Source organism: Nocardia sp. bgisy134 (assembly GCF_057708325.1).
This window is the reverse complement of sequence record NZ_JBYIRW010000029.1, coordinates 1-14,681: the sequence shown is the minus strand read 5'-3', so window position 1 is coordinate 14,681 and position 14,681 is coordinate 1. Positions and strand designations below refer to the sequence as shown.

Genomic DNA, 14,681 nt, shown 5'->3' with positions numbered 1-14,681 from the left:
GCGGGCATGGAGATTTCGGGCAAGGTCGCGATCGTCACGGGGGCGGGCGCGGGAATCGGGGCGGCGCTGGCGCGGCGGCTCGCCGAGCGCGGGGCGCGAGTCGTGGTCGCCGACCTGGACGCGGATTCGGCTGCCACGGTAGCGGAATCACTTGGCGCACAGGCTGTGTCAGTCGGCGGAGACGTCTCCGACGAGCGCGTGATACAGGCGCTGATCGACCGCGCCGAAGCCGAATTCGGCCCGGTGGACCTGTATTTCGCCAATGCGGGCATCGGCGGCGGCCCCGGCCTGGACAGCACCGACGCGCAGTGGTCGGCCGCGCTGGAGGTGAACGTGCTCGCCCACGTTCGCGCCGCTCGCCTGCTCGTCCCCGGCTGGTCGGCGCGCGGCGAGGGGTACTTCGTCGTGACCGCCTCGGCCGCGGGGTTGCTCACCCAGATCGGCTCCGCACCGTACTCGGTCACCAAACACGCCGCCGTCGGCTTCGCCGAATGGCTCTCGGTCACTTACGGGGACAGCGGGATTCGGGTCAGCTGCGTCTGCCCGATGGGCGTCGACACCGAGTTGCTGCACGGCGATCCGATCCCCGGCGACGAGGCGGCCGCCGCGCTGGCGATCAAGGCGGTCACCTCGGCGGGCGCGGTACTCTCGCCACGACATCGGGCGGATGGTGCCGGGCGAGTGCCAGGTCGACCTGGCCGACCACGCCGATTACCCGCGGTTCCGCGCCTGGCTGACCGAACAGCTCGAGCTCGGGATCGCCGGGGGCGCCGTCAGTCGGTGACGAGCTCGGCGGCCGCGGTGCGGATCACCTCGGGGATCTCGACCGGCTTGCGCGTCTCGGAGTCCACGTAGACGTGCACGAAGACGCCCGTGGCCGCGAGCTCGAGCGAGCCGTCGGCGTCACGGAAGATCGCCAGGTCGTAGGTGATGCTGGAGCGGCCGAGCCGGGAGATGCGCAGGCCGACCTGGAGCTGGTCCGGGAAGCTGATCGAACCGAGGTACTGGCACGAGGTCTGGGCGACCACGCCGAGGGCGGGCAGATCCCTGATGTCGGTGCCGGTCGCGTGCATCAACCAGGCGTTCACCGCGGTGTCGAAGTACGAGTAGTACGTCACGTTGTTCACGTGGCCGTAGTGGTCGTTGTCCGCCCACCGAGTCGGTACCGGCCAGAGCACGGGATACTGCTGTGTCACCCGGCCGACGATAGCTCAGCGGGGGCCGCGCCCTGCCGGTGGTCGCGGGGACTGACCCCGAAGTGGCGTTTGAAGGCGGCGCTGAGCGCGAACGCCGAGCCGTAGCCGACCTGGCGCGCGATGGCCTCGATGGTGGCGTCCGATTCCTGGAGCAGGTCGGCCGCGAGCGCGAGGCGCCATTCGGTGAGGAAGGCCATCGGCGGTTCGCCGACCAGATCGGTGAACCGCCGGGCCAGCGCGGCGCGGGACACGCCGACCGCCTCGGCGAGGCTCGCGACGGTCCAGCCGTGCGCCGGGTTGTGCTGGAGCAGGCGCAGCGCCTTGCCGACGAGCGGATCGCTGTAGGCGTGGTACCAGGCGGGTGCGTCGTTGCGGGCGAACCAGGCGCGCAGCGCGGCGATCAGCACCAGGTCGAGGAGGCGGTCCAGCACCGCGCCCTGGGCGGGCTGATCCTTGGTGGCCTCGTCGGCGAGGATGTCGAGCAGGCGGCTGTCGAAATCGCCGTGCGGGAGCACCGCGATGGGCGGCAGGGCGCGCAGCAGGCGTTGGCTCGCCGCACCCGCGGACTCGTAGGTCCCGGTCACCATCATGGTGGCGCCTTCCGGGTCGGTTCCCCATTGCCGGACGCCGAGACTCAAGGTCTCGCAGAGGATTTCACCTCCGGGGGTCTTGGTGACCTGGCCGGGGTGGATGATGATCTGCGGCGGCGTCGCCGGATCGTCGGCGACGGTGTAGGGATGCGGGCCGCGGAAGATCGCGACGTCGCCCGCGTGCAATTGGCGCGGTTCGCTGGTCCCCGAAACCCTGTTTGCCTCTTGCGATTTCGGCTTCGCGCCGGGCGCTGGGCGGTCCGGGACGATCCAGGCGGTGCCGCGGATCATCGACAGCACGGTGAGCGGCGCTTCGTCCTGGATGCGCAACGACCACGGCGGATCGAGCAGCGAACACATCAGGAACGCGCCTCTGGCACGTGGACCTTCGAGCAGACTGGCGAGCGCATCCACAGGTCCACAGTAGACGCACACGCATGGTTGCGAGCGGCTGAACCATGTTCCGTCTCGGCTCCGGGCGATGTACTCAATACATGAACAGCAACGACAGCGCCCAGCCCCGCATCCTCGTCACCGGAGGCACCGGTAAGACCGGTTCCCGGGTGGCGGACCGGCTCGCGGCGAGCGGCCACGAGGTCCGCATCGGGTCTCGTTCCGCGGAGATTCCGTTCGACTGGACAGACCGCAGCACCTGGGGGCCCGCACTGACCGATATGGACGCCGTCTACCTCGCCTACCAGCCCGATCTCGCCGCTCCGGGCGCTCCGGACGTCATCCGGGCGTTCGGCGCCGCGGCCAAGGCCGCAGGCGTGCGCAAGCTGGTGCTGTTGTCCGGACGCGGCGAACCCGAAGCGCTGGAGTGCGAGTGGATCGTGCGGGAATCCGGCCTGGCGTGGACCGTGGTGCGCTGCGCCTTCTTCGCCCAGAACTTCAGCGAGGGCGCGTTCGCGGACTACATCCTGTCCGGCGCGGTGGCGCTGCCCAACGGCGACGTGCCGGAACCGTTCGTGCACGCCGACGACATCGCCGACGTGGTGGTCGCCGCGCTGACGGAATCCGGGCACGACGGCGCGGTCTACGAGCTCACGGGACCGCGTGCGCTGTCCTTCGCCGAGGCGACCGCCGAGATCGCGAAGGCCACCGGCCGCGACATCCAATTCGTCCCGATCACCCGCACCGACTTCGTTGCGGGCCTGACCGAATACCAGGTTCCGGCGGACGAGATCAGCCTGCTGGACTACCTCTTCGGCACCCTGCTCGACGGCCGGAACTCCGCCACCACGGATGGTGTGCGGCGCGCGCTCGGGCGCGAGGCCAGGGACTTCAGCGAGTACGTCGCCGAGACCGCGGCGGCCGGGGTGTGGGCGGTAACGGAGGTGCCCGTGCACTGAGAGTGCCAGCCGTGCCGGAAGGAGGTGCGAGCCGACGACGACCGCGCCGCGGTTCCCGCCGAATACTTAGCATTTGTCATGGAATTCGCGCGGAGGCGTGGCGCACAGATCGACGAATCGACCACGCCGGACAACGCGATTCTCCGGAATACCGGACGCCGCAGACCGGTTGAAATTGTCAGAAGTGAAATGTACCCACCCGCGGACGTGGAGTTCAACGGCGAGCGCCACGCAACCGGACCACCTCGGGCCGACGATGTCCCGAACCGGCCCCGTGGGTGGGTGCTGAGGGGTCGTGAGGGGTTTGTCCGGGCATGTCGGCCGGTTAGCGCGGTCGCCGCTCCACCGCGCATGCTGGCGGTGCCGCCACCTGCGAGTACTGCCGGTCGGAGGCGCAGGGGCCGAAGCCCGATGGATGCCGGGCGGATCGGGGCCGCGACGGTGGTCTCGGCGTAGACGATGGGACACATCGCCCGCAGCCTCGACTTCGATGGCTCGTCGACGGGCAGATCAGCGACCGTAGGCAAGGTAGCGCCGCCGAAGGCGGGAGTTCGCACCCGAATCCTCGCCCATGCGCCAGGACGGGATCGCATGGCTGATTCGTCGGTGCGCCTCCCGGATTCAGTCGTCGGCACGCCCATCCCGTGGGTGCCAACGCAGCGGGCTCTATGGTGGCGATCAGTGGGCGTCGTCCGAGGTCCTTGTGTCGCTGGGGGATTCGACGGCGGGCTTCGACTCGGCCGGGGCGACGACACCCGCCTGCCAGGCGCAGAGGAGGACGGCGAGGAGCGGGACCACCATGGCGGTGCTGAGGGGGATCAGCTCGGTGAGCCAGCCGATGATGGCGGGGCCCGCGAGCAGGCCGAGATAGCCGAGGCCGAAGACGCGGGACATGTCGGTGGCGGCGGTGCGGGTACCGAGATTGCCTGCGGCCGTGAAGATCTGTGGGACGCCGCCGGCGAGGCCGAGGCCGCAGAGCGCCCAGCCGATCAGCGTCAGCGGCGTCCAGGGCGACAGCATGATGAGGCCGAGGCCGAGGGCGGCGAGGAGGGTTCCGTAGCGAACCACGGCGACCCGGCCGAATGCGCCGCTGACGCGGTCGGCGGCGAAGCGGCCCGCGGTCATGGTCACCGAGAACGCGCCGAACGCCAGCGCGGCGGTGGCTTGGTCGACGCCGAGGTGTTCGCGCATGTGCAGGGTGCTCCAGTCGGCGGCGACGCCTTCCGCGAGCAACACCGCGAAGGCGAGCGCGGCCAACGCCAGCACCTTGCGCCCGTGCCCGGGTTCCGGGACGGCGGCGGCGTCCTCGGTGTGCGCCGGGCCGATCACTTCCGAACCGGGCGGCTCCGGCCGGTGTGGCGTGGCGGCGCCGGGCAACAGGCGCGGAACGCTTCCTGCCAGCAGCGCCAGGCAAGCCACCGAGGCCAGAACCAGCGTGACGCGCACGTCCCAGCCCGCGCGCAGAGCGGCGGCGCCGAGCAGCGAACCCAGCAGCCCGCCGCCGGAGAACAGGGCGTGGAACGCCGACATGATCGGGCGTCGATAGGCCCGCTCGACCTGCACCGCTTGGGCGTTCATCGAGACGTCCAGCGCGCCGTTGCCGAAGCCGAAGCAAGCCAGCGCCGCACCCAACGACACCGGGCCCGTCGCGAACCCCGGACCGAGCACGGCCACCGACGCTATGAACGCCGCCGCACCCACCAGCCTGCTGCTGCCGAACCGGTCGGCGAGCGGCCCCGCGATCCGCATGCCGACGATGCCGGCACCCGCCATCAGCAGAATGAACATGCCCAACGTCGAATGGGAAACACCCGTCCGATCGGTGATCACCGGGATGTGCACGACCCACATCGCCAGCAGGAACCCGTTCAGACCGAACACCGTGAAGACCGCTCCCCGCGCGAGGCGAGTCCGCCCGTCGACCGTCATGGCTGGCACCACTTCGACGGTACCCGGCAGTGACGCGACCGATGCTGCGTTCCTGAGCTCGGAGGCAGCGGCACGGATCGGATCGGCTTTCGTGGTTGACCGTCAGCCGGATGCCGTGGTCGACCCTCGACGATCCGACCGACAACGCGGTCGGCGAACGCCTCGACGAGCGTCCCGTCCCCGCAGGTGAGCTTCCCCAATCCGCCCCAACCCTGGCGCGCCTACAGGTACATCCCCGATTCCGGGCGGGCCGCGGTGGTGTCGATGCGGCCCGCGCCGTGTTGCAGGGCGAGGAGTTCGGCGAGGGAGAGGCCCTCGTCGGGGATGGTGGCGGCGGAAGGGCCGAGCCTGCGGCGCGCTTCGGCGGCCGAGAGGCGGCCGATCTCGAGTTGCGCCAGGCAGCGGCCGGGGCGGGTGACGGCGGGGTGCAGGCGGGACAGGTCCTCGTTGGTGGTGATGGCGACGAGCACGTCGCGGCCTTGGCCGAGCATGCCGTCGGTGAGGTTCAGCAGTCGCGAAAGCCCCTGGCCCGCCGAGGCTTTCGCTTCGGCCCTGATGAGCTCGTCGCAGTCCTCCAGCACCAGCAGCCGCCAGCGGCGGCGTTCGTCGTCGACCTCGGTCGCGGCCGACATGAGGTAGCCGGGCTGACTGAACAGCATCTCCGGATCCAGCACACAGTCGACCTGGCACCACGGCTCCCACGCCCTCGCCAGAGCGCGCAACGCCGTGGTCTTCCCGGTGCCGGGCGGGCCGTGCAGCAACAGCAGCCGCCCGCGAATGTCGTTCGGCGTCAATGCCATCAACCGGTCCAGCGCGCTCGCGGCAAGATCCGGGTAATTGCGGCGGATATCCGACCAGACCGGTGTCTCGATGTCGTGTTGACGCCGCCGGGGACCGTGCTGCCCGTGCAGGTACCAGAACCCCATCTGGATGCCGTCGTCCACCTCGGACGGTTCCTCGGCGTCTCGGATCGATTCGGCCAGAATGTCGTTCGCCAATTCGTCGGTGACGGCCGTCACCTCGACCACCGCGGACCGGTCGGCCCACCGGTCGGCGCGCAGCGTCCAGCCCTCGCCGACCACGAGGATCGACCGGCTGTTGTCCTCCTCGATGGCGCGGGCGACCCGCGAACCCGCCGGGCGCAGCGGCGCGTCGGCCCGCACCCGTTCCAGCTGCTTCTTGCGGTAGCGGGCCTGATCTCCTCGAGCGAACGGCGTCAGCGCGAGCACATCGAGCACATCGCGCGGTGAGTAGTACGAATCCAGTGCGACGGACCACCGCAGGCTCTCGGCCGGATCGGCCGGACCCGTCTCGGGCCCGATCAATCGAAGTGGTTCCTTGCGTTCCAACATTCCGACCATGATCGGCGTGTCGGACCGGCGGCGTCCACCGAATTAACCCATGACGACACGAAGCGGCCCCCCGCTCCAGTGGAACAGGGGGCCGCCGTACTGCGCGTTTACAGTGCCTCGAGCTCTACAGCGCCTTGAGTTCTTCGGTGACGGCGCCAACGGATTTCTTGGCGTCGCCGAAGAGCATGGAGGTGGTGTCGGCGTAGAACAGCGGGTTGTCGATGCCGGCGAAGCCGGAGTTCATCGACCGCTTGAGCACGATCACGGACTTGGCCTGGTCGACGTTGAGGACCGGCATGCCGTAGATCGGGCTGGAGGCGTCCTCGCGGGCGGCGGGGTTGGTGACGTCGTTGGCGCCGATGACCAGGGCGACATCGGTGCGGCCGAACTCGCCGTTGATGTCGTCCATTTCCTTCATCGCGTCGTAGGACACCTCGGCCTCGGCGAGGAGGACGTTCATGTGCCCGGGCATGCGACCGGCGACCGGGTGGATGGCGTATTTGACCTCCACACCCTTCTTCTCGAGCAGTTCGGCCATCTCCTTGACCGCGTGCTGAGCTTGGGCCACGGCCATGCCGTAGCCGGGGACCACGATCACCTGGTTGGCGTAGGCCATCTGGATCGCGGCATCCGCGGCGGAGGTGGCCTTGGCCTGCTTCTGCTCGCCACCACCGGCGCCCGGCGCGGTGCCGCCGCCACCGAACCCACCGGCGACGATGGCCGGGATGGAGCGGTTCATGGCCTTGGCCATCAGGTTGGTCAGGATGGTGCCGGACGCGCCGACGATCATGCCCGCCACGATCATCGCGGTGTTGTTCAACGCCAGACCCGCCGCCGCGGCGGACAGACCGGTGAGCGCGTTCAACAGCGAGATGACCACGGGCATGTCCGCGCCACCGATGGGCAGCACCACCATCAGGCCGAGCACACCGGCGGCCAGGAGCAGCAGCACCATCCACCACCACGGTGCGCCACCGTCGGCGGCGCCCAGGCCGATGACCACGGCCGCGGCGATCGCGACCACCAGCAGCAGCAGGTTCAGCGGCTGCTGCAAGCGGCCGATGCCGATCGGCTTGCCGGGCAGGATCTCCTGCAGCTTGCCGAAGGCGATCAGCGAGCCCCAGAACGAGACCGAACCGATGATCGCGGCGAACAGCGAGCCGACGATGATGTGCACGGTCGGTTCTTCCCCGTGCTGGAAGTCCGAGAACCCGGTGGTGTCGAGGAACTCCGCCCACGCGATCAGCGCGACCGTGCCACCGCCGACGCCGTTGAACGCGGCCACCAGCTGCGGCATCGCGGTCATCTTGGTGAACCGGGCCGGTGGCACACCGAGCCCGACACCGACGACCAGGCCCGCGACGATGATGATCCAGTTGCTGGTGTCGCGCACCGCGATCAGGGTCGCGATGACCGCGATGCCCATACCGACCGCGGCGATCCAGTTGCCGCGCACCGCGGTCTTCGGGCCGGTCAGGCCCATCAGACCGTAGATGAACAGCGAGAACGCGACGATGTAGAGGATGTTGACCAAGTTGTCCATGACGTTTACTCGCCCGCCTTCTCGACCGCGGCGACCGGCTTCTTGCCCTTGAACATGCCCAACATCCGGTCGGTCACCACGAAACCACCGATGACGTTCAGGGTTCCGAAGACCACGGCGACGAACAGAATGAGCTGGATGCCGATCGAGGGATCCTCCACCCGGCCCAACGTCACCAACGCACCCAACACCACGATGCCGTGAATCGCGTTGGTACCCGACATCAATGGCGTGTGCAGAGTGTTGGGGACCTTGGAAATGACAGCGAAACCGACGAACCCGGACAGCACCAGGATCGCGATGTTCGCCAACAATTCGGTATACATCAGTTCACCTCACGAGTGACGCAGGAATCGGCCAGCACCTGATCGTCGAAGTCGGGGGCCACCTTGCCGTCGACCAGCATCAGCTCCAGCAGGGCCGCGATGTTCTTGGAGTACAACTCCGAGGCGTGCTCGGGCATGGTCGCGGGCAAGTTCAGCGGCGAGGCGATGGTGACACCGTGCTTGACCACGGTCTCACCGGGTTCGGTCAGCTCGCAGTTACCGCCGGTCTCACCGGCCAGGTCCACGATGACGCTGCCCGGCTTCATGCCCTCCACCGCGGCGGCGGTCACCAGCCGCGGCGCGGGGCGACCCGGCACGAGCGCGGTGGTGATCACCACGTCGAAGCCCTTGATCGCATCCTCCAAAGCCTGCTGCTGGCGGGCCTTCTCCTCGTCGGTCAGCTCACGCGCGTACCCGCCCTCACCGGCGGCGTCGATGCCCAGGTCCAGCCACTGCGCACCCACCGACCGCACCTGATCGGCGACCTCGGGGCGCACGTCGTAGCCGGTGGTGCGGCCACCGAGCCGCTTGGCCGTCGCGAGAGCCTGCAATCCGGCGACACCGACACCGAGCACCAGCACGGTCGCGGGCTTCACGGTGCCCGCCGCGGTGGTCAGCATCGGGAAGAACCGCGTGGACTCCGACGCCGCCAAGAGGACGGCCTTGTATCCGGAGACATTCGCCTGGGAGGACAACGCGTCCATCACCTGCGCACGCGAGATCCGCGGAATCGCCTCCACCGCGAAAGCCTGCACACCGGCCGTTTTCAGCGCGGCGATCTGGTTGTCGGCATTGCGCGGAGCCAGGAATCCGATCAGCGTCTGTCCGTCCGACAGCTTGGCCACCTCGGCATCGCTCGGTGGGGCCACCTTCACGACCACCTCGGCCGACCAGGGATCGCCGATGGTCGCACCGGCGGCCTCGTAGGCCTCGTCGGGAATGAGCGCACCCAGTCCGGCGCCGGCTTCCACGACCACATCGACGCCCTGCTTCAGCAGCGCCGGAATGATCTTGGGCACCAGAGCGACACGCCGCTCGCCCGCGTTGGACTCGCGAACGACTCCGACACGCGCTCCGCGCGGCGACGAGTCGCCAACGTTTTGCGTTGTCTCCACTGTCAGACTTCCCTCTCGTGCTGGCTGTTGGCCACCGACCGATGTCCGGACGAAGTTACTTACGAGTAAGTTCGCCAAAAATCCTCGCAACTGTACCCGGCTCGCCGTGAGCGTAGCTGAGATGCCCATCACAGGGCGGGGTCGGTTTCCGCCCAAATGTCGGATTTGCACCGCGTCGACGCGGCCCGTCGACACCTCCGTTCCCATCACGCCGCGGCGATCGCCTCTGTTGTGATGGTCGTCCGCGCAGGTGAGCGCCACAAGATCGAACCTCCAGGTCTCTTACTTACCCGTACGTCAGCGAACTGGTCAGGCGCTCGAGACCGAGCCGCGGAGTGATGGGCGTCATGTTCGAAGGAGGGTTCGGGGTGTTCCGCGCCACTCGTACGCCGTATGGTCGCGGGTGTGAACGACTGCGTCTTCTGCCGCATCGTGGCGGGTGAAGCTCCGGCAACCAAGGTCTACGAGGACGCACTGCTGTGCGCGTTCCTCGATATCCGTCCCGTCGCGCGTGGACACACGCTCATCGTGCCGAAACGGCACGCGACCGAACTGGAGGATCTCGACGCCGATGTCGGCGCACTGATCTTCCGGGCCGGACACCGGATCGCGCTGGCGATGCGACGCAGCAGTCTGGCTGCCGACGGCGCGAACCTTGTGCTCAACGACGGCAGAGCCGCGTTCCAAACCGTTCCGCACATCCACTTGCACGTCATCCCGCGCAGGCACGGCGACAAGCTCAGCTTCGCCAAGGGCTTCCTGCTGCGCAGGCCGCACGACCCGCAGAGCACCGCCGCCGCCATCCAGATGGGCCTGGCGACGCTCGCGCGTCAGGACGACACCCAGGATGTGGGCACCGAGGAAGGAACGGCATGACCGACCAGACGACAGACCGCGCCGAACTGACCGCGCTGCTGGCCGAACAGTGGGACGCCATCGCGGCCTTGGTCGCCGATCTGGATGAGAACCGGTGGCGCACACCGTCGCGGCTGCCCGGCTGGACCGTGTTCGACGTGGTCGCGCACGTGGTGGGCACCGAATCCTGGCTGCTCGGGGAGAAGCCGCCGCCGCACGATCCGATGCGCGAGAAGACCGACGTCCGGTCGCTGCCGCACGTCCGCAACGAGCTCGCGGTGCTCAACGAGATCTGGGTCGACCGGCTGCGCCCGCTGCCCGGTGCGCGCCTGCTGGAGCTGTTCCGCGACGTCACGGACCGGCGGCTGGCGGCGCTGCGCGAGACGGACGACGCCGCATGGACGACGCCGACCGTCTCGCCGATCGGGCAGGTCCCCTACGGCCGGTTCATGCGGGTGCGGCTGTTCGACTGCTGGATGCACGAACTCGACATCGCCGACGCGCTCGGCGTCCGGGTGGACGAGGGCGGCAGGCGCGCGGAGCTGGCGTTCGCCGAGTTCTCCGGGTCGCTGCCCCGGGTGGTCGTCAAGCTCGGCAAGGCGCCCACCGGGTCTCGCATCGCCTTCGTGCTGACCGGTGCGCTCGAGCAGACCCTGCGCATCGCGGTCGACGAGCGCGCCTCCTTCGTGGACGCCTTCGACGGCTCCGCCGATGTCGAGATCACCATGGACTCCGGGCTTTTCGTGCGGCTGGGCGGCGGCCGCCGTCAGGCGGCCGACCACCTCGGCGACATCGCGGTCACGGGCGACGAGGAACTCGGCGGCCGCCTGGTCAGGCATCTGGCCTTCACCCTCTGAGCCGTGCGACTGTTCCTGGCCGCCTATCGGTTCGGCAAACATCCGGATCGGCTCGCCGCGCTCGTCGGCGCGCCGGGCCGAGTCGCCGTGATCCCCAACGCCTGTGACGCCTGGCCCGCCGCGTGGTCGTCGGCGGTGACCAGCGACCTGGTGCCGCTGCGCAAGCTCGGATACGCCCCCGAGGTGCTCGATCTGCGCGACTACGTCGGGCGCGCGGCGGATCTGGAGCGGCGGCTGGCCGAATTCCCGCTGATCTGGGTACGCGGCGGCAACACCTTCGTGCTGCGCGCCCAATTCGCCCGCAGCGGAGCCGATCTCGCGCTCACCCGGCTGCTCGCCGCCGACGCGCTCGTCTACGCCGGGTACAGCGCGGGCGCCTGCCTGCTCGCCCCGGACCTGCACGGCCTGGAGACGATGGACGATCCCCGCGAGGTACCGCCGACCTGCGGCGTCGAACCACGCTGGGACGGACTGAATTTGGTGGAGCGCCGGATCGTCCCGCACATCGACTCCCCCACCGACCCGGACGGCCTCGGCAACCGGCTCGCGGCGGACTACCGCGCCGAGGGCATTCCGCACTGGGCCCTCACCGACGACGAGGTGGTCCTCGTCGACGGCGACCGCGCGGAGATCCTTCGCTGACCTCCGCGCTCCCTCCATATGTATTCCTCGCATAGGCACCGACTGTGTGAGGAGTGCGAAAAGGAGCGGTCAGGCTGCGGTGGTGGTGTTGCGGAAGACGATCCAGCGCATAGCGCTGTACATATAGAGGGCCTCGCAGGCTCCCGCGAGCAGGCGCGCGAGGTGGTATTCGAGGCCGAGGGCGGTCAGTCCGCTGCCGACGCCGAGGATGAAGGCCACGTAGTTGATCACGACGACCACGATGTACACCGCGGCTTGCCTGCCGACGGGGGCGTGCGAGTGGAAGTTGAAGGTGCGGTTGAGCACGAAGGCCAGTCCGAACGCGCAGACGTAGGCGAGCGTGATCGAGACCGGCACCGGCCAGTTCCACCAGCCGTGGAACAACGTCAGCAGCACCAGGTCGACCCCGAAGGTGAAGCTGTTGATCAGCGCGAAACCGAGGAACGTCGGCGGGACGACCCGGTCCAGCCCCAACGGCAGCCGCGCGACGACGATCTCGCACCAGCGGGTGAACCGGTCGGCAAGGGAGTCGGTGGCGACGGCCAGATCGGGCACGCGGCCAGCATGGCAGCGGCAGGTGACCGTCAGGTGAGCTGCCGGCAAACCGGCGGGGACTCGGCGGATCTCGAGTACTGCCGATCCGGCGTCGTAGATCAGCCGATCTGGCCCAGCGGTTCCGGGCGGTCCAGGCTCGACCACGCCATCAGCCAGCGGCGGCGGGTGACGTCGTCGGCGTCGGCGAGCAGCGCGTCCAGCAGGATCCTTGGATCGCGGCGCCATTGCTCGGCAACCGTCGCCAGCGCCTCCTTGCCGAACAACCCGGACCGGTCCAGCGCGGTGAGCCAGGTACCGAACTCGCCCGCGTGGATGCTGCGCAACGCCTCCAGATCGACGGCGCCGTCGGCGAACTCGTCGGCGAACAGCGCGCCGACGAGCTCTCGGTAGTCCGGTGATTCGACCCGCATGCCGTCAACCCTCCGAATGTGTGGCAGGTCTCCGGAATGGTCGAACGATCCGTCGGCCGCGGGCGTCCACCGTCACGACGACGGCCGGTCCGCGCACGGCGAGCCCCTGCACCCGCGATTCTTGCCCGACGCGCCGCGAATTACCAGTCCGGCCGTACCAGTCGCCCGGAACGGCATAGTGTGGACAGGCGTGGACCTGCATGAACTCGTCGCCGCGCTACCCGAGCACGCGGTGCTCACCGACCCCGATCTGCTGACCGGCTACAAGCAGGATTGGGCCCGCGATCCGGACGCGGGCACGCCCGCGGCGGTCGTCCGCGCCACCACGACCGAGGACGTCGCGGCAACCCTGCGCTGGGCGCACGAGCACCGGGTGCCGGTGGTCCCGCGCGGCGCCGGGTCCGGACTGTCGGGCGGCGCCACCGCGGTGGACGGCGGCATCGTGCTGAGCACCGAGCGGATGCGCGCGATCACCGTCGACCCGGTCACGCGGACCGCAGTCGTGCAGCCGGGTCTGCTGAACGCGGAGGTCAAGCGGGCGGCCGCCGAGCACGGGCTCTGGTACCCGCCGGATCCCTCGTCGTTCGAGATGTGCTCGATCGGCGGCAACGCGGCCACCAACGCGGGCGGGCTGTGCTGCGTGAAGTACGGCGTCACCACCGACTACGTGCTCGGCATGGAAGTGGTGCTCGCCGACGGGACTCCGGTGCGGCTTGGCGGTCCTCGGCTGAAGGATTCCGCGGGCCTCTCGCTCACCAAGCTGTTCGTCGGCAGCGAGGGCACGCTCGGCGTGATCACCGAACTCACCCTGCGCCTGCTGCCCGCGCAGCCGATGCAGAGCACCGTGGTCGCGAGTTTCGCCTCGCTCACCGCCGCCACCGAAGCCATCCTCGGCATCACCGGCACGCTGCGGCCGTCCATGCTCGAGTTCATGGACGCCATCGCCATCAACGCCGTCGAGGACGAGATGCGGATGGGGCTCGATCGAGAGGCCGCCGCGTTGCTGGTCGCCCGGTCCGACGCGCCGGGAGAATTCGCCGCGCGCGAGGCCGAGATCATCGTCGCGGCCTGCGAAAAGGCCGGAGCCACCGAGGTTTTCCACACCGAGGACGCCGAGGAGGGCGAGGCGTTCACCGCGGCGCGGCGCTTCGCGATTCCTGCGGTCGAACGGCTCGGCTCGCTGTTGCTCGAGGACGTCGGGGTGCCGCTGCCGCGCCTGGGCGATCTGGTCACCGGCATCGCCGCCATCGCCGAGCGCAACGACGTGACCGTCTCGGTGATCGCGCACGCGGGCGACGGCAACACCCACCCGCTGATCGTGCACGACCCCGCCGACGCCGACAACACGGCCCGCGCCCACCACGCCTTCGGCGAGATCATGGACCTGGCCATCGCCCTCGGCGGCACCATCACCGGCGAACACGGCGTCGGCAGGCTCAAGAAGGCCTGGCTGCCCGATCAGGTCGGCCCGGACGTGATGGCGTTGACCCGGCGGATCAAGGACGCGCTCGACCCGCACGGCATCCTTAACCCGGGCGCGATCCTCTGAGGGCCGGTACCGCCGCGGGCGGCTTATACACTCGGCACACCCCCGACCAGGCCGGAACATTCCCGCGCATGAAGGAGTTGGCATCACCATGACCACCAGGCTCGAGCACAACGCCGCCGACACCCGATTCGAGATCTACGTCGACGACACCCTGGCCGGGTACGCCGACTACGCCGAGCGCGAGGACGCCAAGGTCCGCGACTTCCACCACACCATGACCTTCCCCGAGTTCCGCGGGCAGGGCATCGCGGCCAAGGTGGTCGAGTACGCGCTCCAGGACTCCAGGGAAGCCGGCTTCACGGTGGTGCCGACGTGCTGGTACGTCGAGAAGTACATCGCCGACCACGGCGAGTACGCGAACCTGGTCGCCTGAGGTGTGACCCCGGTTGTGGGGGGGGGGGGGGGGGGGA

16 protein-coding genes are annotated in these 14,681 nt (G+C 69.3%); 7 read left to right on the top strand and 9 right to left on the bottom strand.

The window, feature by feature from the left end:
- Positions 1–6 precede the first annotated feature (6 nt).
- Entirely contained in the window at positions 7–855 is an 849-nt protein-coding gene (locus AC3ERS_RS33940; protein WP_431972248.1) for an SDR family oxidoreductase, read from the top strand.
- Here AC3ERS_RS33940 and AC3ERS_RS33935 read toward each other — a convergent pair.
- On the bottom strand, positions 774–1,196 hold the full coding sequence (locus tag AC3ERS_RS33935; protein ID WP_245673654.1) for an acyl-CoA thioesterase: 423 nt from the start codon (positions 1,194–1,196) through the stop codon (positions 774–776). The two genes, AC3ERS_RS33940 and AC3ERS_RS33935, sit on opposite strands and share 82 nt — an antisense overlap.
- Positions 1,193–2,200 (bottom strand): AraC family transcriptional regulator, encoded by a 1,008-nt coding sequence (locus AC3ERS_RS33930; RefSeq protein WP_431972247.1) that lies wholly within the window; start codon positions 2,198–2,200, stop codon positions 1,193–1,195. The genes AC3ERS_RS33935 and AC3ERS_RS33930 overlap by 4 nt, the downstream gene beginning before the upstream one ends.
- Before the next feature lie 80 nt (positions 2,201–2,280).
- Between AC3ERS_RS33930 and AC3ERS_RS33925 the strand changes: the two genes are divergently transcribed.
- Positions 2,281–3,138, top strand: a complete 858-nt coding sequence (locus AC3ERS_RS33925) for an NAD(P)H-binding protein (RefSeq protein WP_431972246.1) — start codon at positions 2,281–2,283, stop codon at positions 3,136–3,138.
- Between the two features lie 678 nt (positions 3,139–3,816).
- Here AC3ERS_RS33925 and AC3ERS_RS33920 read toward each other — a convergent pair.
- The 5 genes from AC3ERS_RS33920 to AC3ERS_RS33900 form a co-directional block, all read right to left on the bottom strand.
- A complete protein-coding gene (locus AC3ERS_RS33920) occupies positions 3,817–5,067 on the bottom strand; it encodes an MFS transporter (protein WP_431972297.1) in 1,251 nt (416 codons plus the stop codon).
- Positions 5,068–5,288: 221 nt separating this feature from the next.
- Positions 5,289–6,419: a DUF5925 domain-containing protein gene (locus tag AC3ERS_RS33915; RefSeq protein WP_431972245.1), complete on the bottom strand. Its 1,131-nt coding sequence runs from the start codon at positions 6,417–6,419 to the stop codon at positions 5,289–5,291.
- A gap of 124 nt (positions 6,420–6,543) precedes the next feature.
- Positions 6,544–7,962 carry an NAD(P)(+) transhydrogenase (Re/Si-specific) subunit beta gene (locus AC3ERS_RS33910; protein ID WP_431972244.1) on the bottom strand — a complete coding sequence of 473 codons (1,419 nt, stop codon included), beginning with the start codon at positions 7,960–7,962 and terminating at the stop codon, positions 6,544–6,546.
- A 5-nt stretch (positions 7,963–7,967) separates the two neighbouring features.
- Positions 7,968–8,288 carry an NAD(P) transhydrogenase subunit alpha part 2 gene (locus tag AC3ERS_RS33905; RefSeq protein ID WP_431971818.1) on the bottom strand — a complete coding sequence of 107 codons (321 nt, stop codon included), beginning with the start codon at positions 8,286–8,288 and terminating at the stop codon, positions 7,968–7,970.
- Positions 8,288–9,403: a Re/Si-specific NAD(P)(+) transhydrogenase subunit alpha gene (locus AC3ERS_RS33900; protein ID WP_431972243.1), complete on the bottom strand. Its 1,116-nt coding sequence runs from the start codon at positions 9,401–9,403 to the stop codon at positions 8,288–8,290. Before AC3ERS_RS33900 ends, AC3ERS_RS33905 begins: the two co-directional genes overlap by 1 nt.
- Positions 9,404–9,808: 405 nt before the next feature.
- On the opposite strand from AC3ERS_RS33900, the gene AC3ERS_RS33895 reads away from it, so the two are divergent.
- From AC3ERS_RS33895 to AC3ERS_RS33885, 3 genes are read left to right on the top strand one after another with little or no spacing between them, the layout of a single operon-like run.
- Positions 9,809–10,279 carry an HIT family protein gene (locus AC3ERS_RS33895; protein ID WP_431972242.1) on the top strand — a complete coding sequence of 157 codons (471 nt, stop codon included), beginning with the start codon at positions 9,809–9,811 and terminating at the stop codon, positions 10,277–10,279.
- Complete coding sequence (locus tag AC3ERS_RS33890; protein ID WP_431972241.1) at positions 10,276–11,115, top strand: maleylpyruvate isomerase family mycothiol-dependent enzyme; 840 nt, start codon at positions 10,276–10,278, stop codon at positions 11,113–11,115. The genes AC3ERS_RS33895 and AC3ERS_RS33890 overlap by 4 nt, the downstream gene beginning before the upstream one ends.
- A 3-nt stretch (positions 11,116–11,118) precedes the next feature.
- Positions 11,119–11,757 carry a Type 1 glutamine amidotransferase-like domain-containing protein gene (locus AC3ERS_RS33885; RefSeq protein ID WP_431972240.1) on the top strand — a complete coding sequence of 213 codons (639 nt, stop codon included), beginning with the start codon at positions 11,119–11,121 and terminating at the stop codon, positions 11,755–11,757.
- Positions 11,758–11,826: 69 nt separating this feature from the next.
- Here the strand turns inward: AC3ERS_RS33885 and AC3ERS_RS33880 are convergent, their stop codons facing one another.
- Entirely contained in the window at positions 11,827–12,312 is a 486-nt protein-coding gene (locus AC3ERS_RS33880; protein WP_431972239.1) for a GtrA family protein, read from the bottom strand.
- 98 nt (positions 12,313–12,410) lie between these two features.
- The gene (locus AC3ERS_RS33875; RefSeq protein ID WP_431972238.1) at positions 12,411–12,722 is read right to left on the bottom strand and encodes a hypothetical protein; all 312 of its coding nucleotides are present in this window, start codon (positions 12,720–12,722) and stop codon (positions 12,411–12,413) included.
- A gap of 190 nt (positions 12,723–12,912) precedes the next feature.
- On the opposite strand from AC3ERS_RS33875, the gene AC3ERS_RS33870 reads away from it, so the two are divergent.
- Positions 12,913–14,271 carry an FAD-binding oxidoreductase gene (locus AC3ERS_RS33870; protein ID WP_431972237.1) on the top strand — a complete coding sequence of 453 codons (1,359 nt, stop codon included), beginning with the start codon at positions 12,913–12,915 and terminating at the stop codon, positions 14,269–14,271.
- Positions 14,272–14,359: 88 nt separating this feature from the next.
- Positions 14,360–14,644, top strand: coding sequence for a GNAT family N-acetyltransferase (locus tag AC3ERS_RS33865; RefSeq protein WP_431972236.1), 285 nt, complete (start codon positions 14,360–14,362; stop codon positions 14,642–14,644).
- Positions 14,645–14,681: the final 37 nt, after the last annotated feature.

What these genes read in the sequence shown, in the direction of transcription:
- AC3ERS_RS33940 (WP_431972248.1), top strand. Translation starts at nt 7, where the DNA reads ATGGAGATTTCGGGCAAGGTCGCGATCGTCACGGGGGCGGGCGCGGGA.
- AC3ERS_RS33925 (WP_431972246.1), top strand. Translation starts at nt 2,281, where the DNA reads ATGAACAGCAACGACAGCGCCCAGCCCCGCATCCTCGTCACCGGAGGC.
- AC3ERS_RS33920 (WP_431972297.1), bottom strand. Translation starts at nt 5,067, where the DNA reads ATGACGGTCGACGGGCGGACTCGCCTCGCGCGGGGAGCGGTCTTCACG.
- AC3ERS_RS33915 (WP_431972245.1), bottom strand. Translation starts at nt 6,419, where the DNA reads ATGTTGGAACGCAAGGAACCACTTCGATTGATCGGGCCCGAGACGGGT.
- AC3ERS_RS33910 (WP_431972244.1), bottom strand. Translation starts at nt 7,962, where the DNA reads ATGGACAACTTGGTCAACATCCTCTACATCGTCGCGTTCTCGCTGTTC.
- AC3ERS_RS33905 (WP_431971818.1), bottom strand. Translation starts at nt 8,288, where the DNA reads ATGTATACCGAATTGTTGGCGAACATCGCGATCCTGGTGCTGTCCGGG.
- AC3ERS_RS33890 (WP_431972241.1), top strand. Translation starts at nt 10,276, where the DNA reads ATGACCGACCAGACGACAGACCGCGCCGAACTGACCGCGCTGCTGGCC.
- AC3ERS_RS33875 (WP_431972238.1), bottom strand. Translation starts at nt 12,722, where the DNA reads ATGCGGGTCGAATCACCGGACTACCGAGAGCTCGTCGGCGCGCTGTTC.
- AC3ERS_RS33865 (WP_431972236.1), top strand. Translation starts at nt 14,360, where the DNA reads ATGACCACCAGGCTCGAGCACAACGCCGCCGACACCCGATTCGAGATC.